Genomic DNA, 23064 nt, shown 5'->3' with positions numbered 1-23064 from the left:
TTATGTTACACAACTCTCAAAAAGATTTTTTAAAAAGACATATTGGACCATCAAAACAAGAACAAGCTAAGATGCTTGAGGAACTTAATTATAAATCTCTAGATGATTTAATTAAAAATACAGTCCCAGAAAAAATACAGTTAAAAGATGGTTTAAATATTGGAGAGTCAAATTCAGAGTATGAAGCTTTAAGAAAATTAAAGGCAATTTCTAAAAAAAATCAAATATACTCAAATTTTATTGGTATGGGTTATTACGGAACTTATACGCCATATGTTATTTTAAGAAATATTCTTGAGAACCCAGGATGGTATACTTCTTATACGCCTTATCAGCCAGAGGTAGCACAAGGAAGATTAGAAATGCTTTTAAACTTTCAGCAAATGATAGTTGATTTTACAGGTATGGATATCGCAAATGCATCTTTATTAGATGAAGGAACTGCTGCAGCCGAAGCTATGGGATTAAGTCACAGATTAAATAAAAAAGATAGTAATTTAGTTTTTGTTTCAGAAAATTGTCACCCTCAAACAATTGATGTGATTCAAACAAGAGCAGAACCAATGGGGTTAAAGGTACTCGTTGGAGATGAGGATAAAGTTTTAGATCAATTAAAAGAAGATTTAGTTTGTGGTATTCTTCAATATCCTGGAACATTAGGAGATATCAAAGATCCAAGTGAGTCGATAAGCAAAATCCATAAGAAAAATGGAAAAGCAGTTCTGGTCTCTGATTTATTGGCTTTAGCACTACTTAAAACCCCAAGAGAATTAGGTGCTGATATTGCAGTTGGAAGTTCTCAAAGGTTTGGAATACCAATGGGTTATGGTGGCCCGCACGCAGCCTTTTTTGCAACTAAAGATGAGTTTAAAAGATCTATGCCTGGAAGAATTATTGGTGTGTCTGTAGATAGACATGGAAACAAAGCTTATAGATTATCACTTCAAACAAGAGAACAGCACATAAGAAGAGATAAAGCGACAAGTAATATTTGTACTGCTCAAGCATTATTAGCGATTGTTTCTGCAGCGTACGCCATTTACCATGGTCCTGATGGAATTAAAATTATTGCAGAAAGAGTCTCACAATTAGCTAAAAATTTTGCTGATAAAATAAAACAATCTGGATATAAAATTTATTCCGATCATTTCTTTGATACCGTCACAATTGTTACAAAAGATAAGACTGATCAAATCTATAAAAATGCTTTAGATCAAAAAGTAAATATAAGAAAAGTAAATTCTGAAATGTTAGCAGTTTCTTTTGATGAAAAGAAAAATGTTTATAGAGCAAATCAATTATTGAAAATTTTTAATGCAGCTGAGTCAATCAAAAAAGAGGATCCAACAGTGAGTTTACCCAACTTACCAAAAACTTTATTAAGAACTTCAAAATATTTAGAACATCCTGTTTTTAACTCATATCACTCAGAAACTGAGATGCTTAGATATTTAAAAAAATTAGAAGATAAAGATATAGCTCTTAACAGAACTATGATTGCGCTAGGGTCTTGCACTATGAAATTAAATGCTACTGCTGAAATGATACCTATTTCATGGAGAGAATTGGCAGAGCCTCATCCATTTGTTCCTATTGAACAAATGGAAGGATATCGAACTTTATTCACAGATCTTAAAAATTGGTTAAGATCAATTACTGGTTTTTCTGGAGTTTCGCTTCAACCGAACGCAGGTGCTCAAGGAGAATATGCAGGATTAATGGTTATTAGAAAATTTCATATAGATAGAGGTGAAGAAAACAGAAATATTTGTTTAATACCAAGCTCAGCACATGGAACAAATCCTGCTAGTGCACAAATGGTAGGGATGAAAGTTGTGGTTGTTGATTGTGATAAAGAAGGTAATGTTGATTTTGAAGATCTAAAGAAAAAAGCAGAAATGCATTCTGAAAATCTTGGAGCATTAATGGTTACTTACCCTTCTACCCACGGTGTATTCGAAGAAAAAATTACAGACATATGTGAGTTGATACATAAACATGGTGGTCAAGTTTATATGGATGGCGCAAATTTAAATGCACTTGTTGGGATAGCAAGACCAGGAAATTTTGGCCCAGATGTTTGTCATATAAACTTACATAAAACGTTTTGCATTCCGCATGGAGGGGGTGGACCAGGCATGGGACCAATTGCATGCAAAAAGCATTTGCAAGTTTATCTGCCTAATCATCCAGTTATAAAAGATTGTGGGCCTGCTACAGGAATAGGAGCAGTCTCAGCTGCGCCATGGGGAAGCTCGAGTATTTTATCAATTTCATGGATGTATATTAAAATGATGGGTTCAGAAGGTTTAAAACTTGCTACACAAGTTGCGATTCTAAATGCAAATTATATAGCTCACAGACTTAAAGATCATTACCCAATACTGTATAAAGGTACAAATGGAAATGTTGCTCATGAGTGCATCATTGATATTAGATCAATAAAGAGTGAAACAGGTATTACAGAAGAAGATATTGCTAAAAGATTAATTGATTATGGTTTTCATGCACCAACAATGTCTTGGCCAGTTGCAGGAACTATGATGATTGAACCTACTGAAAGTGAAAGTTTGTCTGAACTTGATAGATTTTGTGATACTTTAATCAATATCAAGTCTGAAATAGATATGATCAAGTCTGGTGATTTTGATAAAGTGGATAATCCTATTAAGAATGCTCCGCACACGGATATAGAACTTGCATCAGATGAATGGGATCATAAATATTCAAGAGAGCAAGCCGCTTATCCTGCTAAGTTTTTAAAAACAAATAAATTTTGGCCACCAGTTGCAAGAGTGGACAATGTTTATGGAGATAAAAATATATTTTGTACCTGTCCAAGTATGGATGAGTTTAAAGAAGACGCGGCATAATTATTAATGAAAATTGCTGTAGTTGGTTCTGGTATATCAGGCTTAAGTGCAGCATATTATTTATCAAAAAAATATCATGTAGATCTTTTTGAGAAAGAAGATCATTTTGGTGGCCACTCTCATACAATAGATTTAATTTTTGATGATAAGAAAATATCTGTAGATATTGGTTTTATTGTATTTAATTTTCAAACTTATCCAAATTTAATTAATTTTTTTAAAGAAAATGATATTCAAATTGAAAAAAGTGACATGTCCTTTTCTGTATCAGTAGAAAATACAAACTTTGAATATTGCGGAAAAGGTTTGAATGGAATTTTTTCTAATAGATCAAATTTATTTGATATTAATTTTTTAAAAATGTTTTTTGATATTATTAAATTTTATAAAAATAGTGATCAAATAAATGTTAGTGATCAAAAATTAACTTTAGGTGAATATTTAGAAAACAATAAACTGTCAAAAACATTTATTGATTATCATATTATTCCAATGGTATCCGCAATTTGGTCAATGCCACCTTATGAGGCAAGCAAGATGCCAATAACATTTTTTTTAAAATTTTTTCAAAATCATGGACTGTTTAAATTAAAGAATAGACCTCAGTGGTATACTGTAACTAATAGAAGCAGAACTTATGTTAATAAAGTAATTTCTAAGATAAGTGGTGAATATTTTAAAAATTATAGAGTTACGAAAATTATAAGAAAATCAAAAGGGTTAGATTTATATTATGGGGGTGAAAATGAATTTTTTGATTACGATAAGGTTGTAATAGCAACTCACGCTGATGAAGCTTTAAAGTTGATTGATAATCCCACAGATGATGAAACAAAAATTTTATCAAATTTTAGTTACAAGGAAAATATTGCATATATTCATACAGACAAAAGAGGGATGCCAAAAAATAAAATGGCATGGTCCTCATGGAATTCGTCAATAAATGACAAAGATTTAGAAAAAAATTCTATTACTTACTGGTTAAACCTTTTACAAAACCTTAAATGTGATCAGGACATTTTTTTAACTCTTAATCCTTATTTTAAAATTGATGAGAGTAAAATACTTAAAATAGTTAAATTTACTCATCCTTATTATGATCAACAAGCACTAGACGCTCAATCAGAACTATCTAGCTTGCAAAATAAAAAAGATTTACTTTTTTGTGGGAGTTATTTTGGTTACGGTTTTCATGAAGATGGAATAAAATCATCTATTGAAATGCTAAAATACCTTAATGACTAATTCTTGCATATATAACGGGAAAGTAATCCATAAACGTTTCAAACCTAAAGAGCATTATTTTAAGTATAGCGTTTTTTCACTTTTAATTGATTTATCTGAATTAAGAAAAATAGATCAAGAGATAAACTTCTTTTCATTGAATAAGTTTAATTTAATTAGTTTTTATGAAAAGGATCATGGTGACCGAGATGGATCTTCTCTAGAAAAGTGGGTAAAGAAAAATTTAGGACAAAATAAAATAGATACCACAGATATTAATATTAAACTTCTCTGTTATCCAAGGATTTTTGGTTATGTATTTAACCCTCTAAGTATTTTTTTTGTTTATAACCAACATGATAAATTAATATCTATATTATATGAGGTGAAAAATACATTTGGTGAGCAACATACTTATGTTTTTAGGGTAGATAGTGAAAATAAATTAATTCAGAATAATTGTTCTAAAAAATTTCATGTCTCACCTTTTATAGAAATGAATTGTAAGTATTTCTTTAGAATTCTTAATCCTGATGAAAAACTTTCTGTAATAATTGATCAATACGATCAAGAAGGAAAAATTTTATTTGCATCTCAAGATGGAAAAAGAACAAACTTGAATAGCAGTCAATTATTAAAATCATATTTAAAGCACCCACTGATGACTATAAAAATAATATCAGCAATCCATTTTGAAGCCTTTAAATTATGGATGAAAGGAATTAAGATTATTAAAAAAAAAATAAAAATAAGAAACAATTTAACGGTTGAAAATTAATGTTATTAAATAGAGCTTCAGATAAATTGGTTTTTAAATTTTTAAGTAAAATTAAAAATAGCTACCTTGAGATTACTACCTATGAAGGTGAGATATTAAAGTTTGGTAACCCTGATCAATCTTTAAAGGCAAACATTAAGATAAAGAATCCAAATTTTAATTATAATTTAATTAGAGATGGTAGCATTGGTTTTGCTGAAAGTTATATGAGAGGTGAATTTGAAACAGATAATCTTTCAGATTTAATTGAGTTAACAGCTAGAAATATTCAAGTGATATATAAATTCTCAGGTTTGCTTGATCTGCCTATAATCAATTTTATAAAAAATAAAATAATCAAAAATACAAAAAGTCGAAGTAAGGAAAATATTGCAAAACATTATGATCTTGGAAATGATTTCTTTTCATTGTGGCTAGATGATACTTTAACTTATTCAAGTGCAATCTTTGATGATAGTTCAAAAAATTTAAGTGTTGCGCAAAATAATAAATACCAAAAATTAATTGATCTAATCAAACCTAGTTCTGGTGACAAAGTATTAGAAATTGGATGTGGATGGGGTGGTTTTGCAGAATATTTAGGTAAAAAATATGATGTGAAACTAGATTGTATTACTATTTCTAAAAAACAATTCGAGTATGCAAAAGAGAGAATTCATAAATGTGGTCTAAATGAAAAAGTAAATATTGAAATAAAAGATTACCGAGATCTTCAAGGAAAATATAATTCGATCGCTTCAATTGAAATGATAGAAGCAGTTGGGCAAAATTATCTAGAAAGTTATTTTAAAACAATAAAACAAAACTTATCGAGTGGGGGAAAGGCTGCTATTCAAGCAATAACAATTGATGATAGATTATTTGAAAGATACAAAAATAAACAAGATTTTATTCAAAAATATATTTTTCCAGGTGGATTTCTTCCTAACAAAAACAGTATTAATAAATACGTTTCAGATAATGACTTAACAATTAATTCATATATTTCATATGCAGACCACTATGCAGAAACTTTGGCAATCTGGAGAAAAGAATTTTTAAGAAAGTGGGATCTTATTAAAAATCAAGGATTTGATCTGACATTTAAAAGAATGTGGGAATTTTATCTATCTTATTGTGAAGCTGGATTTAAATCTAAAAATATTGATTTAATTCAATTTTCAATGCAGAATAAATAGCAGTGAATAATATGAAATTAATTAAATCAATATCATTGATAATTTTGGCAATCTTAATTACAAGTTGCTCAAATAATAGCGCGATGAAACCAGAAGATTTTAAAAATAAAGAACCTAGATTGATTATAGAAGAATACCTAACAGGAAATGTTAAAGCCTGGGGTGTTTTGCAAAATAGGTCTGGAAAAGTTACAAGACAATTTTCTGCTGATTTGGACGGTACATGGGATGGCAAACAATTAATTTTAAAAGAAAAATTTAATTGGGACGATGGTGAAGTTCAAGATCGAGAATGGACAATTACCAAAATAGATGAGCACAATTATGAGGGTACAGCAGGAGATGTTGTTGGAAAAGCAATAGGTTATTCTTATGGACCTGCATTTAAATTTGAGTATGTTTTATTAGTTCCTGTTAAGGGTAAGGAATTAAAAATTACATTTGATGATTGGATCTTTAAACAAGATGAAAGAGTTGCAATCAACAGAGCCACAATGACAAAGTTTGGATTTAAGGTAGCTGAGCTTACAGTTGTATTTGTAAAAGATTAATTACTTTTTTGATGCTTAGTCATCTTTCCTACTAATTTAAAATAAAGTTTACTCGGCAGAAAACTAAAGAACTTTAAAGTTAATGTAAGTGCTTTTGGAAAATGTATTTCAAAAACATTTTTATTAATTAAACCATCATAAATTTGATCAGCAGCAAATTCTGGTGTTTTTAAAAATGGCATTTTAAAATTATTTTTATCTGTCATTGGTGTTTTGATAAAACCAGGAGAAACTAAACAAACTCGTACGTTATATCTCTTAAAATCAAAATATAAACTTTCTGCTAAATTATTTAGTGCTGATTTTGATGGCCCATAACCTGTTGAATTAGGTAGTCCTCTATAACCAGCAATAGATGAAACAATAGTAATTGTACCTTTTTTTCTTTCTCTATAATATTGCTCAACTGCTTTAATAGAGTTTACTGTCCCAAAAAAATTTACTTTGAAAACATCTTCCATTTGTTCAACATCAATTTCTTTTTCTTTTTTTGGGTTCCATGTACCTGTAGAAAAAAAACATATATCAATATTTTCAAAATTAGTTTTTATTTGATTAAAAACTTCTATACATTTTGTTTTATCTGTAACGTCTAAAGGAAATGATGAAATATTTTCATAATTTTTTGAAAGTTCGTCTAAAAGCTCAACTCTTCTCGCAGATACAGCAACATTCCAATTTTTTTCTGCAAATTTAATTGCTAAAGCTTTCCCAATTCCTGTACTACCACCAGTTATCCAAATAGTTTTTTTATTCATGATATAAAGTTGTATAATACTAATATGTTAAAAAATAAATTATTAACATTTATTTTATTTTTAATAGTTACGTTTTCAGCATCTTTTATTGGTGGGATTGTATCAATTTATTACAAAGATCCTTGGTATTTTCTTTTAATAAAACCATCATTTAATCCTCCAGATTGGATTTTTGCACCAGTTTGGACAACACTCTATTTAATGATGACATTTTCAATTTGGATTTTTTGGCACAGTAAAAGAAAAGAAATACAAACCGTTTATATTTATTTTATTCACATAGTTGTGAATACAACTTGGACTATAGTATTTTTTCTTTTGCACAATTTAGTTCTGGCCGCTGTTATATTAGCCTTATTAATTATGATGATCGTTGTGATGATTTATAGATTTAAAAGTGTCAATTTGATCAGTGTATATTTAATGATTCCATATTTACTTTGGTGCCTATATGCCTTAATTCTCAATGTAAGCTTAATTAATTTGAATTAATAATGGATGATGTAGTAATAGTTGGTGGTGGAATAATTGGAGCAGCTACTGCTTATTTTTTATCAGAAGAAGGAAGAAAAGTTAAAGTAATAGAGAGAGACCCAACTTATAAAACGGCATCATTCCCTTTGTCTCTTGGAGGATTTAGAAGACAATTTTTTCAAAAAGAAAATATTTTATTAGGTAAGTTTGCAAGAGAATTTGTTTTTCAAATACCTGAGTTATTAAAAACTGAAAAGAATCCTAATCCGACAGCAAGTATGGTTACAAATGGATATTTGCTGATGTTTGGAAAAGAGCACGCAGAAGAACAATACAAAGCTCTAGAAAATCATAAAGCATGCGATGCTGGTACTAAAAATATCAAAGGATCGGAATTATCAAATTATTTTCCTTATATGGTCAATGACGATATTGAAACTGCAACTTTTACGGATAATAAAAGTGAAGGTTGGATAGATCCTTTTTTATTTCACAGTGCTTTAAAGAGCAAAGCAATTGAATTGGGAGCTGAGTTTATTAAAGGAGATGTGAAGTCTCTTTCAGAAATAAAAGCCAAGACTATAGTTTCTGCAGCTGGCTGTTGGACCAAAGAATTACTTGAGGATATACCTGTTGAACCACAAAAACACACTGTGTTTAGAGTTAAATGCCCTAAGCATATTCCAGAAATGCCTTTGTGTGGGGATTTAACAACAGGTGTTTATTGGAGACCTGAAGGAAAAGAATATTTAGCGGGATCGCCAAAATCAGTTTTTGATGCAGATGATTTAGAACCAGCATGGGATGATTTTGAAGAATATGTTTGGCCAGCTCTAGCAAAAAGAATGCCAGCTTTTGAGGAATTGAAATTGACTGGTGGATGGGCAGGTTATTATGATTGCAATAGATTGGATAACAATGCTGTCGTCGGGAAACACCCAAAGTTTGATAATGTTTATCTTGCAACAGGATTTACTGGTAGAGGATTAATGCAAGCTCCTGGTATTGGAAGAGCATTAACAGAATTAATAACTACAGGCACATACCAATCCATTGATATAAGCAACATGGCTGTTGAAAGAGTTTTAGGTAAAGAAGCTAGACACGAACCTTACGTACTATAAATCTAAGTCCCACAAAACGTTCTATAATTTTTATTTTCAGGTCCAGGGTTAATGAATTCTAAACTTTGATCATTAATTTCGTATGGTTGTTCTATTACATTTAATAATTTATGAAAAAATTCTAATTTACCTTTATTTGCTTCCTTTAAAGCTTTCTCGACATGATAATTTCTTGGAATAAATATAGGATTATTTTTTCTCATTAGCTCAAGCTGATTATCATTTGGAGATACATTAACTTTTAATCTTTGTAACCATTTTTTTTCCCATTTATTAAATTCATTCTGCATATAACTTTCATTTTCACCAATTTGAATTTTCATTAAATGACAAAAGGTATTTGTAAAATCTAATTTTTGTGTCTCCATAATTTTATATAATTCATTAATGAGATCTGCGTCTGAACTCTCTTCACCAAACATACCTAGTTTATCTCTCATCATGTTTAACCACTTTCTTTGATATTTATTTTCAAATTTATCAATAACTTCAGTGGCCAACTCTATGGCTTTATTTTCATTTTCATCAATTAATGGAAGCAAACATTCTGCAAATCTTGTAATATTCCATTTCGTAATTTTTGGTTGGTTTGAAAAAGAATATCTTCCAAATTGATCTATTGAACTAAAGACTGTGTTAGAATTATATGTATCCATAAAAGCACAAGGCCCAAAATCAATACTTTCACCAGATACTGACATATTATCAGTATTCATTACCCCATGGATAAATCCTACTCTCATCCAATTGATTACTAAACTTATTTGTTTCTCCATTAGTACTTTTAAAAGTTCTAATGCTTTATTTTTTTCATTTTTAATATTTGGATAGTGTCTATCAATTACATAGTTTACAAGAATTTCTAACTCATCTTTTTTTTGTCTAGCAGCGATATATTGAAAAGTTCCAACTCTTATATGGCTTGATGCAATTCTAGTAAGAATGGCTCCTATTAATACCTCTTCTCGAAAAACTTCTTCTCCAGTTTTTACTACTGCAAGACTTCTTGTAGTAGGAATGTCTAAAAAGTGTAAAGCCTCACTTATAATATATTCTCTTAACATTGGCCCAAGAGCAGCTCTACCATCACCGCTTCTTGAGAAAGAAGTTTTGCCCGAACCTTTGAATTGAATATCAAATCTTTCATTAGATTTAGAAATATGCTCTCCAATTAATACAGCTCTTCCATCACCTAACATTGTAAAATGACCAAATTGATGACCAGCATAAGCTTGAGCTATTGAATTGCTACCTTTGGGTAAATTGTTACCTGAAAGAATATGAGAAATTTCATCTTTATTTAAATTTGAAAAATTTAAACTTAAGTTTTTAGCTAAATTTTCATTAAGTACTATTAACTCTGGTTTTTTTACAGGTACAGGATCTATTTCTTCTCTAAATGGTTTAGGTAGTTTGTAGTAAGAATTATCAAAATGCCATCCAATGGTCATTTTAATCTAAATAACTTCAGCTTGGTTATCTTTCGGTTTTACTTCTGTTTTAAATTGGTTTGAAATCTTTTGAACTTCTACTGAAGAAACCTTATATTCAGCACACATAGTCTCTTCATCTTTACCATGACCAGTAACCATATTAACCATGTGCTCTGGGAAATGGAAAGTCGTGAAAACAATACCTTCTTTAACTTTATCTGTTACTTCAACTTTTAGAGCAACTTCTCCTCTTCCAGAATACAATCTTCCAATATCACCAGTGTTTAAATCTCTTCTCTCAGCATCTTTTGGATGTATTAAAAGAACATCTTTATCAACGATATTAATATTACTTGTTCTTCTTGTCATTGTTGCAGCATTGTAGTGTTGTAAAACTCTACTTGTTGTCAGAATTAATGGATAATCTTTTTGATTAGCTTCAATTTCACTAGATTCTTTCCAATCAAAATTTTTCAATCTACCTTTACCTAATTTAAATGTTTCTTGGTGCAGTATTTGCGTATCAGTTCCATCTTCTTGTACAGGCCATTGTAAGCCTAATTTACCCAATCTTTCTCTTGTAACACCTTTGAAGAAAGGAACCACGTCTGCTATTTCAGAAAGAACTTGATCAGCATCATAAGTTGGTTGGTCATAACCAAGTTTTTGCATCATTTCAGTAACTATTAAACCATCTGGTTTTGTACCTGGTAGAGGAGGTACAGCTCTGTTTACTCTTTGTATTCTTCTCTCAGTGTTTGTAAATGTACCGTCTTTTTCTAAAAATGTTGTACCTGGTAACACTACTGTTGCAAGTTTAGCTGTTTCACTCATAAATATTTCTTGTACAACTAGTAGCTCTAAAGAATTCATCGCCTCTATTACATGTGCACTATTAGGATCAGTTTGAACTATATCTTCACCAATAATCCACAAACCTTTTAGTTCTTTGCTGATTGCAGCTTCAAACATTTGAGGGATTTTTAAACCTGGTTTAGTGGGGTGAGTTACGCCATATTTTTCAGTATAAAATTTTTGGTTGTTTTCATCTGCAACTTCAAAATAACCTGCACCTTGATGAGGTTGACAACCCATATCTGCAGCACCTTGAACATTGTTTTGACCTCTTAAAGGATTTACACCAACTCCTTTTCTTCCAATGTTACCTGTGATCATTGCAAGATCAGCAATTAACATTACAGTTTTAGAGCCTTGTTGGTGCTCGGTAACACCTAAGCCATGGAACTCCATAGAGTTTCTTGCAGTAGCATATGCTATTGCAGCTTCTTTAACTAATTGTTTATCAACTCCAGCTACTTTTGCTAGTTGATCAACATCTTGTCTTTCAATTTCTTTTAAGAAGTTGTCAAAGCCTTCTGTTCTATCTCTTACAAAATCTGCATTATAAAGTTTTGATTTAACAATAAAATGCAACATCATATTTAAAACAGCAACATTTGTTCCTGGTCTTAATTTAATATGGTAGTCGGCAAGTTTTGCTAAATCTGTAGTAATAGGATCTAAAACAATAAGTTTTTTACCTTTCATTACTTGTTGTTTAATTTTTGCTCCAGTAACTGGATGAGCATTAGTTGGGTTTGCTCCAATCACTAAAAATAAATCAGCATGATAAATATCTTCTGTAGAGTTAGTTGCTGCACCTGTTCCAAACGTTTGCTGCATACCCCAAGCAGTTGGTGAATGACAAATTCTTGCACAACAATCTACACTGTTAGTTCCAACAGCAGCTCTAATCATTTTTTGGAAAACATAGTTTTCCTCGTTTGTGCACCTTGCTGAAGAAATACCAGCAAAAGCATCTGGTCCATTTTCTTTTGTAATTCTATTCATTTCTTTTTTGATAAAATCATAAGCTTCATCCCAAGAAGCTTCTTCAAATTTTCCATTTCTTTTAATAAGTGGAGATTTCAATCTATCTGGATGATCATAAAACCCAAACGCATATCTACCCTTTATACATGTATGACCTGCATTTACTTCGGTTTGTTTAGGTGTATCTATTGCAACAACTTTATCATCTTTTATTGACGCCTCAAGGTTACAACCAACACCACAGTATGAGCAAGTAGTTCTAACTTTTTTATCTACAGCAGCAGATTTTGATTGAAATACATCTGAAATTGCATCAGTTGGACATGTATGAGCACAAGCCCCACACGATACGCATGAAGAGTCACCAAATAACATGTCGTTATCAGTAGTAATTCTTGACTCAAAACCTCTGCCACTCATAGTTAATACAAAAGATCCTTGGATTTCATCACATGCTCTCACACATCTTCCACAATTTATACAGTTGTCTAAATTCATTCTCATGTAATCATGAGAAGTGTCTCTAGGGATACCTTTATGTTGTTTAGGATTATTGTATCTGTGATCACTTATACCAAGATCACTAGCTACAGTTTGTAATTCACAATTATTATTTACTTCACAAGTATCACATTCCATTGGGTGATCTGTAAGAACTAATTCTACAATGTTTTTTCTTAAACTAGTTAATGTTTCATTACTTGTAAAAATATGTTGATTTTCAGCTACAGGAGTATGACATGAAGCAACTATTCTAGTTGGACCATCTTTTTCTAATGCTACTTCAACTGAACAAACTCTACATGCACCGTATGGAGCTAAATTAGGATCATCACATAATGTTGGAACTTTTTTTTCTCCAACATAACTTTTTACAAACTTTAATATAGATGTATGGTTTGGACCAATTTCATATGGCTTTCCATCTATGTATGCAATTTTTCTCTTTTCTGAACTCATTAATTGTCCTTAACTATATCATCTTTTAGCTCATCACCAAAATATTTTAAAATATTCATTATCGGAGTAGGGATTGCTCCACATAAAGCACACAAACATCCTTTCTGCATAGTAACCAATAATTCATTTAATAATTTCAAAGGAATTTTTGCAGTTTTTTTCTTTGCTTGGTCAAACATTTCTTTCCCTCTATAAGAACCAAGTCTACCCGGGAAACACTTTCCACATGACTCCTCAGCAGAAAATTCAAATAGATGGTGAATATACTCTGCCATAGAAAAATCTTTAGGAATGCTCACTACACTTGCGTGTCCCAGCATAAAACCTGCCGAAGTAAATTCTTGAAAATCTAAATTTAATTCATCAATTTTTGATAAAGGCACAACACCACCTAAAGGACCACCAATTTGAAAAGCTTTAATTTCTTCTTTGTAACCTCCACCAATCTCTTCAAACACTTTTTTCATTGGTGTACCCATGTCTATTTCGTAAACACCAGGGTTATTAAAAAAACTATCTAGACATACAAGTTTTGTTCCAGCAGATTTTTTATTTCCGATTTTTGAAAATTTTTCTGAACCATTTAATAAAATACCACTTGCAGCAGCTAGAGTTTCAACATTGTTAACCACAGTAGGTTTTTTGTATAATCCTTCAGTGACTGGAAACGGTGGTCTTACATCTACTTCAGCTCTTCTACCTTCTATTGAAGCAATCAATGCAGTTTCTTCACCACAAATATAAGCTCCTTGACCAATGCAAATATTCAAATCAAAGTTAAAATTAGTTCCAAGAATATTCTCTCCTAAGAGATTGTTACTTTTTAATTCATTAATACAGCCGTTTATAGCCTCAATAGATTTTGGATACTCTCCTCTAATATATAAAACTCCCTCATCACTGCCAATTACATATCCACAAATGATCATACCAAACAAAACTTTTAAAGGTTGATCCTCTAATAGATATCTATCTGAAAACGCACCAGAGTCTCCTTCATCAGCATTACAAACTACATATTTTTTTTCTGAACTTGCTTTGCTACAGAAATCCCATTTCATTCCAGTAGGAAAACCAGCACCACCTCTACCTGTAAGATTAGAATCTAGTAATGATTTGATGATATCTTTTTTATCAGTACTTAAAAATTTTGATAAATTTTCTTTTACTTGATCTATAGTTGATAATTTATCATCCATTAAAAAACTTGTAGTAGCACAACTTTTAGAATGAAATTTTTCTTGCTTGATATTTTCGCCTTTTAAAATTTGATCAATTTTTTCTATGTCTTTTCCTGCATAATTTTCACCATCATAATGAAATGCATTGTTTTCATAACAATGGCCAAGGCAAAACATTTCTCCAACCTTATCTTCACCTAATTTTTCTTGTAATTTCTTTTTTAATGGTTCTTGTGTACCTGAACACATACAAGCACTTCCATTACAAACAAATGCTTTTTTTTCTCTATGTGAAGGTCTTAAAAATTCATAAAAACTTTCTGCACCATGAATTGTTGATACACCCATGTTATATTGTTTTGCAATTTCCTGACTATTTTTTGAATTATTATTTAATGTGTTTTCTGAAATTTTTTTGAATAAATTGTCTTTAAGACCAATTCTTCCAGATAAATTACTTATATTTTTTGACATAATTTTTTTTAATTTATTTCAACTCTTTGTGGGTTACTATAAATATTAAACCTGTCCTGTTTTACAAAACCGACCAAGGTCATGTCAAATCTATTTGCTAAATCTATAGCAAGACTTGTTGGCGCACCAACACCGATCATTAAACCTATGTTGTTAATCAGTGCTTTTTGAACCAGCTCAAAATTAAGCCTACCTGAACATGTGATAAATTGGTCATTTTCGTTAAGTAACTTCTTTTGAAGAGCTTCACCAACTAATTTATCAAGAGCATTATGGCGACCAACGTCTTCCTTTAGAGTTATTAAATTTCCATCATTTGAAAATAATCCACTTGCATGTATTCCACCCGTGATTGAGAATTGAGTTTGATTCTCTCTTAAAATTTCAGGAGAATCTAAAATTATATTTTTATTTATTTTTTTGTTTGGGTAATTAAGTTTATTTTGTTTTAAAGTTTCAAGTGCATCAAGTGAAGTCTTTCCACATACCCCACAAGATGAGTTCATCAGAAAGTTTCTTTTGACTTGTGCGATATTAACATTGTCTGAATTATTTAATGTTATTAAAATTTTATTTTTAAAATCATATTGACCATTGTTTTCCCCGTAGCTTTCAATTTTATCTATCCAATTAATGTTTGTAATAATTTGTTCATTATATAAAAATCCAATGGATAAATTCTCATCATCACCTGGAGTTCTCATTGTGATTGAAAGATTTTCTTGTTTCCAATTTTTTCCATCTTTGTATTTTAGATTCATTTCAAGTGGTTCTTCAATTGATATATGATCTTCAATATCGTCAAGTTTGCTATTTTTATACTTTGAAATTTTATACTTTGAGTTCATTTTTGTTGAGGGTAATTTTTCTTCAAAATATATCTATTAAGAATTACTCCAAAAAAAAGTATAATGACTGTTCCTGTAATTATTGGGCTAAATAAATAATCAAAAGAAGCACTTCCAATAATTACCATTATTGGATTACCTCCTGCAGGAGGGTGAACAACATCTAGCATAATCATTAAAAAAATTCCAAAACCCACAGCAGCAGGAATTATCATAAATATAGGGAGTTGAATAAAGTTTACAAAAACTACTCCAACAAACGCAGTAAGCAGATGTCCAAAAAAAATATTTTTAGGTTGAGCAAATGGGCTTTCTGGAAACCCATAAAGTAATACCATTGAAGAACCAAAAGAGGCAGCAAGAAATAAACCTAACTCAGTTTTATAAGTTATTAAAGTCAGAATACCAATTGTAAAAGCTGAAAAAACTCCTGCTAAACTTGCTTTGATAAATTTATCTTTTTTTAAATCAATCATTTAATATTCAAAGCTTTTAAAACAGTTCTGATAGGAAGAAGCAAACATTCTTTTCTTGAAATGTTTTTCTTATTTAGAATTTCTAAAAAATCTTTCCATTTTTTTTGAATTTCTAAAGAGGTATTTTCAAATAATTTTTCACAATCAATTAAAAACTCTTTTATTTCATCTATTTTTTTATTTTTAATTTTTCTAGACAAAAGACTAACTGAAGCCTGACAGTACACACACGATTTACATTGATAGCCCATATCTTCAATTTTATTATTTTTAACAATTAAACTTATTTCCATTTCGTCACCACATAATGGGTTTTTATTTTTAGATTTATGAGTAAATCCATCTATAACTTTATTATTTTCAGTGTTAGCTGCAATTTCTAATATTCTTAAGTCCATTAAATTTATGTATAAATTTTAAATATTTTATATTTTTAATTATGGAACATAACAAGATTTTAGGAGTTGTGCTAGCTGGCGGAAAGTCCTTAAGATTTGGAAGGGATAAATCACAGGCAATTTTGGGAAACAAAAATTTGATTAATCATGTATTAGACAAAATCTTAATTAAATTTGATGAGATATTAATTGTAGCAAATCATAAGATTAAATTTAATAAAAATGATAAGATTGATTTAATATCTGATTACTACAAAGATTTAGGTCCCTTGGGTGGAATTTATTCTGCCATGAAATGGATTAAAGATAATAATAAACCTTATGAATGGATAATAAGCTTCCCAACAGACACACCTTTTTTTGAAGCAAAAATATTAGATGAATTTTTAAACAAAACTAACGAGAAAGAAAAAAAACTTTTTTTCATAAAATCAAATAATAAAAGACACAACATTTTTGGCTTATGGTCTTTAGATCTTTTTAAAAGTTTAGAAAAAGATTTACTTGAAAACAATGAGAGAAAAGTTGAAACTTGGGCTAATAAAATAGGCGTTGAAACAATAAATATTAATTTTGAGGGACAAGATCCGTTTTTTAATATTAATACAACAGATGATTTAGAGAAGGCTAAAAAATACATTTAAGGATGAAAAGTTACAAACAAGCAAAAAAAATATTAATTAATGAAAAGCTTAAAATTAAAGATGAAATAATTAATGCTAATACTGCTCTAAATAGAATTATTTCAGAAAATATTTTATCTAAAGTCAATTATCCAGCAGGAGATAATGCAGCTTTTGATGGATTTGTTGTAAAGGCTCAAGATACAAAAAAATTAAGTAAAAAAAATGTTAAGTTTTTTAAAATTTTAGGCTCATTAGCTGCTGGTGATAAACCTAAATTTAAATATAAAAAATTAAGTGCTGTTGAAGTGATGACTGGAGCATTAATACCCAAAGGCTTTGATACAATTGTTCCAATTGAAAAAATTAGATTTGATAAAGATAAAAGAAATATCCTTATAAATGAAAAATTAAAGAAATATTCACATATCAGATTTGCAGGATCAGATTTTAGAAAAAATGATATTGTTATAAAAAAAGGTACACAAATTAATTCAAGTCATATTTTAGCATTTAAAACTCTTGGTATAAAAAAACTAAAAGTCAAAAAAATTCCTAACATTCTTTTTTTTTCTACTGGAAATGAAATATCTGAAAAGATAAGTGTACCTGATTGGAAAGTAAGAAACTCCAATAGTTATTACATAAGATCATTGTCAGAAAAATTTTCAATTAATTTTATTGATGGAGGAATTTTAAGAGATGGAGAAGAGAGACTATTTAAAACTAAATTAAATAAAGCAATAAAATCAAATATAGATTTGATTATTACTTCTGGTGCAGTATCTGCTGGCAAATATGACTTTATTCCAAACGTTGTAAAATCTTTTAAGCTAAAAAGTTATCTTAAAAGTGTAGCTATTAGACCTGGCAAACCATTCATGTTTGCCAAAGTTAAAAATAAACAAAAAGCTATATTTGGTTTGCCTGGGAATCCTATTTCATCAGCAGCTTGTTTTAGATTTTTTGTCTATCCATATTTGTGTTATTCATTAAAAACTACTGAAGAAAAGCCGTTTAGAGCCACATTAAAAAATAGTTTTATTAAAAAAAAAGATTTTACTAGATTTATAAAATGTAAATTAAGCATCAATGAAAAAGGTATACAGGAAGTTGAAGTTCTTAAAGGTCAAGAATCGTTTAGAATTAAATCTTTTATAAATGCAAATGCCTGGGGCTGTTTTCCTTCAGGAAAATCTAATTTTAAAAAAGGTGATTTTATAGATTGCTTTCCCTCAAATTTTTCAATTAAAAATTTTTATTAACAAGTTAGATTTTTGTTGTAGTTCAATTCTTTTCCAATTAGAAATTTCACATGCTGGAATTAAAAAATGAAAAAGTAGCAATTCCTGTAGTTCTTTTTGCAGGTCTAATTTGGTCTTTCGGTCCTCTAGTTGTGAGGTATATGAATGATCCACATTTAGTTCCTTGGCAGTATATCTTTGGAAGAGGTCTCACTATTTTTGTAATTTTGAATTTATATTTGTTTTTTGAAGAAGGAAAAAATTTTTATAAAAATTATTACAAGATAGGTTACTCAGGAGTTATTGGTGGAACTGGTTTAGGAATAGCTATGATTTCATTTATATACTCAATTACAAATACAAGTGCGGCAGTAACTTTATTATGTTTGGCAGCAATGCCTTTTTTTACAGCGTTATTAGGTTTTTTGTTTTTAAGAGAGAGAATGTCTATAAATGTTTGGATAGCAATATTTATTGCAACAGTGGGAATTGTAATAATCGCATTGGGAAATACTGCAAAAACATCATTAGTTGGCCTAGTTTTTGGTATCACTTCTTCTATTGGTTTTTCAGTATTTTCGGTTTCATTAAGATGGAGAAAAGAAACACCTAAATTTACAACGGTAGCTTTTGCAGGCTTCTTTTGTTTTACACTTGCAACAATTTTTATACTTAGCGATGATCAGTCTTTTTTTTCAACAAGTTACAATGGCACTCTATTTTCTTTACATGGTGTATTAGTTTGTATGGGCTTAATTTTATATTCAATAGGCTCTAAAGCAATTCCAGCTGCAGAATTGACTCTTTTATCTTTAACTGAAGTAATAGGAGGCATTTTTTGGGTTTGGCTTCCATGGTTTGGTATCAATGAAATTCCTACAACAAATACAATAATAGGTGGATTCTTCTTATTTATTTCTATCACTTATTATAGTTTAATAATGAGAACTAATAGACGTTTCATAGGGCTAAACTAACAAATAATTTTTTATGGAAAGACCTGATTTTTTTGAATTAAAAAATGGCGAAAAAGTAAAACTACCTTTTTCTGATAAAGAATATCAAAACAGATTAGCAAGTTTAAGAAAAGTAATGGATGAAAATAAAATAGATATGGCCATTTTGACTTCTATGCATAATGTTGCTTACTACACAGGATTTATTTATTGTTCATTTGGAAGACCATATGGATGTGTTGTAACTCAAAATAAGATTGTAACTATTTCTGCAAATATTGATGCTAGTCAACCATGGAGAAGATCACATTGCGATAATGTAATTTATACTGATTGGAAAAGAGATAATTTTTTAAGGGCAATTGTATCTATTATTGGAAGAGATGATCCTCCAAAAACTATAGGAATCGAAAATGACCATGTAACTTTAGACATCAAAGATAAATTAAATTCTATTTTCACATTTTCTAATTTTAAAGATATTTCAAATAGTTTGATGAAACTAAGAATGATCAAGTCTGATGAAGAAATTGAAATTATTAAAAATGGTGCAAGAATTGCAGACCTTGGTGCTGAAGAAATTGTAAAACATATTAAATCTGGTCAATCCGAGATAGAGATTGCTATACAAGGTAGAGATAGGATGGAGAGAGAAATAGTTAAAACTTATCCTGATGCTGAATACATGGATACCTGGGTATGGTTTCAATCTGGAATAAATACTGATGGCGCCCATAATCCAAAGACAAATAGAAAATTACAATCAGGAGATATATTGTCTTTAAATACTTTTCCAATGATTTCTGGATATTATACAGCTCTTGAAAGAACTTTGTTTGTAGACAATGCCGATGATGCTTCACTTAAAGCTTGGGAAGCAAATGTCAAAGTTCATAAAAAAGGTCTAGAACTTATTAAACCTGGAGTAAAATGTTCAGAAATTTGTTCAGAGTTAAATGAACTTTTTGCTGAACTTGGATATCTTCAATATAGAACCTTTGGATATGGTCATTCGTTTGGAATGCTATCTCACTTTTATGGGAGAGAAGCAGGTTTAGAATTGAGAGAAGATATAGACACAGTCTTAGAAAAAAATATGGTTATTTCTATGGAACCTATGATAATGATACCTGAAGGAAAACCTGGAGCAGGAGGTTATAGAGAGCACGACATTTTGGTAATTAAAGAAGATGGTGCTGAAAATATTACTAAATTTCCTTTTGGACCTGAAAACAATATAATCAAAAATTAATGAGCAAAAAAATTGTAAATAGTTGGAATGAATGGGATCCATTGAAACATGTTATAGTTGGTAGAGCAGATGGAACTTGTATACCAGCACCAGAGCCTGCTTTAGATGCTAAAGTGCCAGAAGATAGTGATATGAGAGGGCAGTTTGGTCCAAGAAAAAAAGATACCGTTGATAAAGCCAACCAACTGTTAGATGATTTTTCCAGTATGTTAGAAAAAAGAGGAATTAAAGTTGATAGACCTACACCAATAGATTTTAATCAAAAAACCTCAACACCAGATTGGGAAGCTGAAACAATGTTTGGATGCATGCCTCCAAGAGATGTTTTGCTTACTGTTGGAAATGAAATTTTGGAAGCAACTATGAGTTATCGTTGTCGATGGTTTGAATATTTATGTTACCGACCTTTACTAAAAGATTATTATAATCAAGATCCAAATATGAGACATGAGTCTGCTCCGAAACCAAGACTGACAGATGCAGATTATAGAAAAGATTATTTATCAGATAAAATTGGTGTTCAAAAAAGATTAGAATGGACTGAAAAAAAATATTTCGTAACTACTGAAGAAGAGCCATTATTTGATGCTGCAGATGTATTGAGATTTGGAAAAGATTTAGTTGTTCAGCATGGTTTTACTACAAATTTAAAAGGTATTGATTGGTTAAAAAGACATTATAAAGATCACAGAGTACATGCAGTAAATTTTCCAGGTGATCCATACCCAATCCATATTGATGCAACTTTTACTCCTATAAAAGAAGGTTTAATCATCAATAATCCTCAAAGAAGATTACCAAAAGAACAAAGAAAACTATTTGAAGATAATGGATGGCAAATTATTGATAGTGCACAACCTGCCCATAATGAACCTCCGGCACTTTGTTACTCCTCAGTTTGGCTATCAATGAATGTATTAGTTCTAGATCCTAAAACAGTTTGTGTTGAAAAGAGTGAAGTATATCAAGCAGAGCAACTTGATAAATTAGGTATGGAAGTAGTACCTGTAGATTTGAGAGATGCATATGCTTTTGGTGGAGGTTTGCATTGTTGTACTGCAGACGTTTATAGAGAAGGTGATTTAAAAGACTATTTTCCAAAACAATAAAATGGCAAAAATTAAAACAAAGAGGGAAAGAGTTAAATTTGCCTCTGATAATGTTGCTGGTGCATGCCCAGAGGTTTTAGATGCGATTATAAAGGCTAACAATGGTGACAGTACTCCGTATGGAAATGATCAATTATCAATTAAATTACAAGATAAGTTTTCAGAAATTTTTGAAAAAGAGGTAATTGTTTTTCCAACTGCATCAGGTACAGCAGCTAATGCTTTAGCGTTATCAACAATGACACCATCTTATGGAAATATTTATTGTCATAAAATGGCTCATATTAATACAGACGAATGTGGGGCACCTGAGTTTTATACTGGAGGAGGAAAATTAATTCCTTTAAATGGAGTAATGGGCAAAATAACTGCTGAAGAATTAGATCAATCGATAGGAGGAAAGGGTATAGTTCATCACACTCAACCTTCTTCAGTTAGTATTACTCAAGTGTGTGAGACTGGAGAAGTTTATCAATTAGATGAAATTAAAAAAATTTCAGAAATCGCTCATAAACATAATTTGAACATGCATATGGATGGCGCAAGGTTTGCTAATGCTCTTGTTTCATTAGATGTTACACCAGCTGAAATGACATGGAAATCAGGAATTGATGTATTATCATTTGGAGCAACAAAAAATGGTTGCTTAGCTGCAGAAGCTATTATTTTTTTTAAAAAAGAATTAGTTGGTAATGTTGCTTTTTTAATGAAAAGAGCAGGTCATTTATTATCAAAAATGCGTTTTGTTTCAGCACAACTTGACGCTTATGTAACTAATAATGTTTGGTTACGAAATGCGAAACACGCCAATAAAATGGGTAAAAAATTAAGCGATGGATTAAGCAAACATAATGATATTGAAATATCTTATCCAACTGAGGCAAACGAGGTTTTTGCTAAATTTCCAAGAGAAAAGATAGAGCATTTAAATTCAGAGGGTTACAAAATGAATAAGGAAGAACTAGATGGAAAATCAGTAAGATTAGTCACAGCTTGGAATACAAAAGATAGTGATGTTGATGAGTTACTAAGCGCAATAAAAGCTAACTAGGATTTTCTTTTAAAAACTCAATATATTTTATTACCTCATCATATTGTTCATCAGGAATATCTTTATAGCTGGCGTTGAACTTACTTTTCACACAAATAGCTACATGAGCATAAGGGTTTCTACCCTTTGGATGATTTGGGTGATCTGGTAATTGTCCCACCAAATAATCGCCAGCTTCCTGAATAATTTTCCAAAGTCTACTTGCATTTTCTTTGTTCATTTTAATTATTCCTATATATTCAATTTTTTTAAAATTAAATATAATA

21 protein-coding genes are annotated in these 23064 nt (G+C 30.3%); 13 read left to right on the top strand and 8 right to left on the bottom strand.

Annotated elements, in window-relative coordinates:
- The first annotated feature begins 2 nt into the window (after nucleotides 1-2).
- Genes gcvP through ACTT9U_RS00765 form a run of 5 tightly spaced genes read left to right on the top strand, consistent with a single transcriptional unit; the run spans nucleotide 3 to nucleotide 6604 of the window.
- On the top strand, nucleotides 3-2873 hold the full coding sequence (gcvP, locus tag ACTT9U_RS00785; protein ID WP_440931292.1) for an aminomethyl-transferring glycine dehydrogenase: 2871 nt from the start codon (nucleotides 3-5) through the stop codon (nucleotides 2871-2873).
- A 6-nt stretch (nucleotides 2874-2879) separates the two neighbouring features.
- Complete coding sequence (locus ACTT9U_RS00780; RefSeq protein ID WP_440931291.1) at nucleotides 2880-4118, top strand: NAD(P)/FAD-dependent oxidoreductase; 1239 nt, start codon at nucleotides 2880-2882, stop codon at nucleotides 4116-4118.
- Nucleotides 4111-4875: a DUF1365 domain-containing protein gene (locus ACTT9U_RS00775; protein WP_440931290.1), complete on the top strand. Its 765-nt coding sequence runs from the start codon at nucleotides 4111-4113 to the stop codon at nucleotides 4873-4875. Before ACTT9U_RS00780 ends, ACTT9U_RS00775 begins: the two co-directional genes overlap by 8 nt.
- A complete protein-coding gene (locus ACTT9U_RS00770; RefSeq protein ID WP_440931289.1) occupies nucleotides 4875-6053 on the top strand; it encodes a class I SAM-dependent methyltransferase in 1179 nt (392 codons plus the stop codon). Before ACTT9U_RS00775 ends, ACTT9U_RS00770 begins: the two co-directional genes overlap by 1 nt.
- Before the next feature lie 11 nt (nucleotides 6054-6064).
- Complete coding sequence (locus tag ACTT9U_RS00765) at nucleotides 6065-6604, top strand: DUF3833 domain-containing protein (RefSeq protein ID WP_440931288.1); 540 nt, start codon at nucleotides 6065-6067, stop codon at nucleotides 6602-6604.
- Here the strand turns inward: ACTT9U_RS00765 and ACTT9U_RS00760 are convergent.
- Nucleotides 6601-7362 (bottom strand): SDR family NAD(P)-dependent oxidoreductase, encoded by a 762-nt coding sequence (locus ACTT9U_RS00760; RefSeq protein WP_440931287.1) that lies wholly within the window; start codon nucleotides 7360-7362, stop codon nucleotides 6601-6603. The genes ACTT9U_RS00765 and ACTT9U_RS00760 overlap by 4 nt on opposite strands.
- A 24-nt stretch (nucleotides 7363-7386) precedes the next feature.
- Between ACTT9U_RS00760 and ACTT9U_RS00755 the strand changes: the two genes are divergently transcribed.
- Entirely contained in the window at nucleotides 7387-7854 is a 468-nt protein-coding gene (locus tag ACTT9U_RS00755; RefSeq protein ID WP_440931286.1) for a TspO/MBR family protein, read from the top strand.
- A gap of 2 nt (nucleotides 7855-7856) precedes the next feature.
- The gene (locus ACTT9U_RS00750) at nucleotides 7857-8960 is read left to right on the top strand and encodes an NAD(P)/FAD-dependent oxidoreductase (protein ID WP_440931285.1); all 1104 of its coding nucleotides are present in this window, start codon (nucleotides 7857-7859) and stop codon (nucleotides 8958-8960) included.
- Between the two features lie 2 nt (nucleotides 8961-8962).
- Here the strand turns inward: ACTT9U_RS00750 and ACTT9U_RS00745 are convergent, their stop codons facing one another.
- The 6 genes from ACTT9U_RS00745 to ACTT9U_RS00720 are packed head-to-tail and all read right to left on the bottom strand — an operon-like array spanning nucleotide 8963 to nucleotide 16563.
- Entirely contained in the window at nucleotides 8963-10411 is a 1449-nt protein-coding gene (locus tag ACTT9U_RS00745; RefSeq protein WP_440931284.1) for a protein adenylyltransferase SelO, read from the bottom strand.
- Between the two features lie 6 nt (nucleotides 10412-10417).
- Entirely contained in the window at nucleotides 10418-13186 is a 2769-nt protein-coding gene (fdhF, locus tag ACTT9U_RS00740) for a formate dehydrogenase subunit alpha (protein ID WP_440931283.1), read from the bottom strand.
- Nucleotides 13186-14841: an NADH-ubiquinone oxidoreductase-F iron-sulfur binding region domain-containing protein gene (locus ACTT9U_RS00735; RefSeq protein ID WP_440931282.1), complete on the bottom strand. Its 1656-nt coding sequence runs from the start codon at nucleotides 14839-14841 to the stop codon at nucleotides 13186-13188. Before ACTT9U_RS00735 ends, fdhF begins: the two co-directional genes overlap by 1 nt.
- Before the next feature lie 8 nt (nucleotides 14842-14849).
- Complete coding sequence (gene fdhD / locus ACTT9U_RS00730) at nucleotides 14850-15689, bottom strand: formate dehydrogenase accessory sulfurtransferase FdhD (RefSeq protein ID WP_440931281.1); 840 nt, start codon at nucleotides 15687-15689, stop codon at nucleotides 14850-14852.
- On the bottom strand, nucleotides 15686-16165 hold the full coding sequence (locus ACTT9U_RS00725) for an HPP family protein (RefSeq protein ID WP_440931280.1): 480 nt from the start codon (nucleotides 16163-16165) through the stop codon (nucleotides 15686-15688). The genes fdhD and ACTT9U_RS00725 overlap by 4 nt, the downstream gene beginning before the upstream one ends.
- Entirely contained in the window at nucleotides 16162-16563 is a 402-nt protein-coding gene (locus tag ACTT9U_RS00720; RefSeq protein WP_440931279.1) for an iron-sulfur cluster assembly scaffold protein, read from the bottom strand. Before ACTT9U_RS00720 ends, ACTT9U_RS00725 begins: the two co-directional genes overlap by 4 nt.
- Before the next feature lie 41 nt (nucleotides 16564-16604).
- Between ACTT9U_RS00720 and ACTT9U_RS00715 the strand changes: the two genes are divergently transcribed.
- The 6 genes from ACTT9U_RS00715 to ACTT9U_RS00690 are packed head-to-tail and all read left to right on the top strand — an operon-like array spanning nucleotide 16605 to nucleotide 22798.
- A complete protein-coding gene (locus ACTT9U_RS00715) occupies nucleotides 16605-17207 on the top strand; it encodes a molybdenum cofactor guanylyltransferase (protein ID WP_440931278.1) in 603 nt (200 codons plus the stop codon).
- Nucleotides 17208-17209: 2 nt separating this feature from the next.
- On the top strand, nucleotides 17210-18451 hold the full coding sequence (locus tag ACTT9U_RS00710; RefSeq protein ID WP_440931277.1) for a molybdopterin molybdotransferase MoeA: 1242 nt from the start codon (nucleotides 17210-17212) through the stop codon (nucleotides 18449-18451).
- A 50-nt stretch (nucleotides 18452-18501) separates the two neighbouring features.
- Nucleotides 18502-19407 carry a DMT family transporter gene (locus ACTT9U_RS00705; protein ID WP_440931276.1) on the top strand — a complete coding sequence of 302 codons (906 nt, stop codon included), beginning with the start codon at nucleotides 18502-18504 and terminating at the stop codon, nucleotides 19405-19407.
- Between the two features lie 13 nt (nucleotides 19408-19420).
- On the top strand, nucleotides 19421-20638 hold the full coding sequence (locus tag ACTT9U_RS00700; protein WP_440931275.1) for an aminopeptidase P family protein: 1218 nt from the start codon (nucleotides 19421-19423) through the stop codon (nucleotides 20636-20638).
- A complete protein-coding gene (locus ACTT9U_RS00695; RefSeq protein WP_440931274.1) occupies nucleotides 20638-21747 on the top strand; it encodes a serine/threonine protein kinase in 1110 nt (369 codons plus the stop codon). The genes ACTT9U_RS00700 and ACTT9U_RS00695 overlap by 1 nt, the downstream gene beginning before the upstream one ends.
- Nucleotide 21748: 1 nt before the next feature.
- Nucleotides 21749-22798, top strand: a complete 1050-nt coding sequence (locus ACTT9U_RS00690) for a threonine aldolase family protein (RefSeq protein ID WP_440931273.1) — start codon at nucleotides 21749-21751, stop codon at nucleotides 22796-22798.
- Here the strand turns inward: ACTT9U_RS00690 and ACTT9U_RS00685 are convergent.
- Nucleotides 22791-23018, bottom strand: a complete 228-nt coding sequence (locus ACTT9U_RS00685) for a hypothetical protein (protein ID WP_440931272.1) — start codon at nucleotides 23016-23018, stop codon at nucleotides 22791-22793. The genes ACTT9U_RS00690 and ACTT9U_RS00685 overlap by 8 nt on opposite strands.
- Nucleotides 23019-23064: the final 46 nt, after the last annotated feature.

It is taken from the genome of Candidatus Pelagibacter sp. (assembly GCF_052049975.1).
Classification (GTDB): domain Bacteria; phylum Pseudomonadota; class Alphaproteobacteria; order Pelagibacterales; family Pelagibacteraceae; genus Pelagibacter.
This window is presented reverse-complemented; position numbering and strand designations above follow the sequence as displayed.

What these genes read in the sequence shown, in the direction of transcription:
- ACTT9U_RS00700 (WP_440931275.1), top strand. Translation starts at nt 19,421, where the DNA reads ATGGAAAGACCTGATTTTTTTGAATTAAAAAATGGCGAAAAAGTAAAA.
- ACTT9U_RS00720 (WP_440931279.1), bottom strand. Translation starts at nt 16,563, where the DNA reads ATGGACTTAAGAATATTAGAAATTGCAGCTAACACTGAAAATAATAAA.
- ACTT9U_RS00745 (WP_440931284.1), bottom strand. Translation starts at nt 10,411, where the DNA reads ATGACCATTGGATGGCATTTTGATAATTCTTACTACAAACTACCTAAA.
- ACTT9U_RS00780 (WP_440931291.1), top strand. Translation starts at nt 2,880, where the DNA reads ATGAAAATTGCTGTAGTTGGTTCTGGTATATCAGGCTTAAGTGCAGCA.
- ACTT9U_RS00725 (WP_440931280.1), bottom strand. Translation starts at nt 16,165, where the DNA reads ATGATTGATTTAAAAAAAGATAAATTTATCAAAGCAAGTTTAGCAGGA.
- ACTT9U_RS00775 (WP_440931290.1), top strand. Translation starts at nt 4,111, where the DNA reads ATGACTAATTCTTGCATATATAACGGGAAAGTAATCCATAAACGTTTC.
- gcvP (WP_440931292.1), top strand. Translation starts at nt 3, where the DNA reads ATGTTACACAACTCTCAAAAAGATTTTTTAAAAAGACATATTGGACCA.
- ACTT9U_RS00750 (WP_440931285.1), top strand. Translation starts at nt 7,857, where the DNA reads ATGGATGATGTAGTAATAGTTGGTGGTGGAATAATTGGAGCAGCTACT.
- ACTT9U_RS00760 (WP_440931287.1), bottom strand. Translation starts at nt 7,362, where the DNA reads ATGAATAAAAAAACTATTTGGATAACTGGTGGTAGTACAGGAATTGGG.
- ACTT9U_RS00755 (WP_440931286.1), top strand. Translation starts at nt 7,387, where the DNA reads ATGTTAAAAAATAAATTATTAACATTTATTTTATTTTTAATAGTTACG.
- ACTT9U_RS00765 (WP_440931288.1), top strand. Translation starts at nt 6,065, where the DNA reads ATGAAATTAATTAAATCAATATCATTGATAATTTTGGCAATCTTAATT.
- ACTT9U_RS00735 (WP_440931282.1), bottom strand. Translation starts at nt 14,841, where the DNA reads ATGTCAAAAAATATAAGTAATTTATCTGGAAGAATTGGTCTTAAAGAC.
- ACTT9U_RS00715 (WP_440931278.1), top strand. Translation starts at nt 16,605, where the DNA reads ATGGAACATAACAAGATTTTAGGAGTTGTGCTAGCTGGCGGAAAGTCC.
- ACTT9U_RS00710 (WP_440931277.1), top strand. Translation starts at nt 17,210, where the DNA reads ATGAAAAGTTACAAACAAGCAAAAAAAATATTAATTAATGAAAAGCTT.
- ACTT9U_RS00770 (WP_440931289.1), top strand. Translation starts at nt 4,875, where the DNA reads ATGTTATTAAATAGAGCTTCAGATAAATTGGTTTTTAAATTTTTAAGT.
- fdhD (WP_440931281.1), bottom strand. Translation starts at nt 15,689, where the DNA reads ATGAACTCAAAGTATAAAATTTCAAAGTATAAAAATAGCAAACTTGAC.
- fdhF (WP_440931283.1), bottom strand. Translation starts at nt 13,186, where the DNA reads ATGAGTTCAGAAAAGAGAAAAATTGCATACATAGATGGAAAGCCATAT.
- ACTT9U_RS00695 (WP_440931274.1), top strand. Translation starts at nt 20,638, where the DNA reads ATGAGCAAAAAAATTGTAAATAGTTGGAATGAATGGGATCCATTGAAA.
- ACTT9U_RS00690 (WP_440931273.1), top strand. Translation starts at nt 21,749, where the DNA reads ATGGCAAAAATTAAAACAAAGAGGGAAAGAGTTAAATTTGCCTCTGAT.
- ACTT9U_RS00705 (WP_440931276.1), top strand. Translation starts at nt 18,502, where the DNA reads ATGCTGGAATTAAAAAATGAAAAAGTAGCAATTCCTGTAGTTCTTTTT.
- ACTT9U_RS00685 (WP_440931272.1), bottom strand. Translation starts at nt 23,018, where the DNA reads ATGAACAAAGAAAATGCAAGTAGACTTTGGAAAATTATTCAGGAAGCT.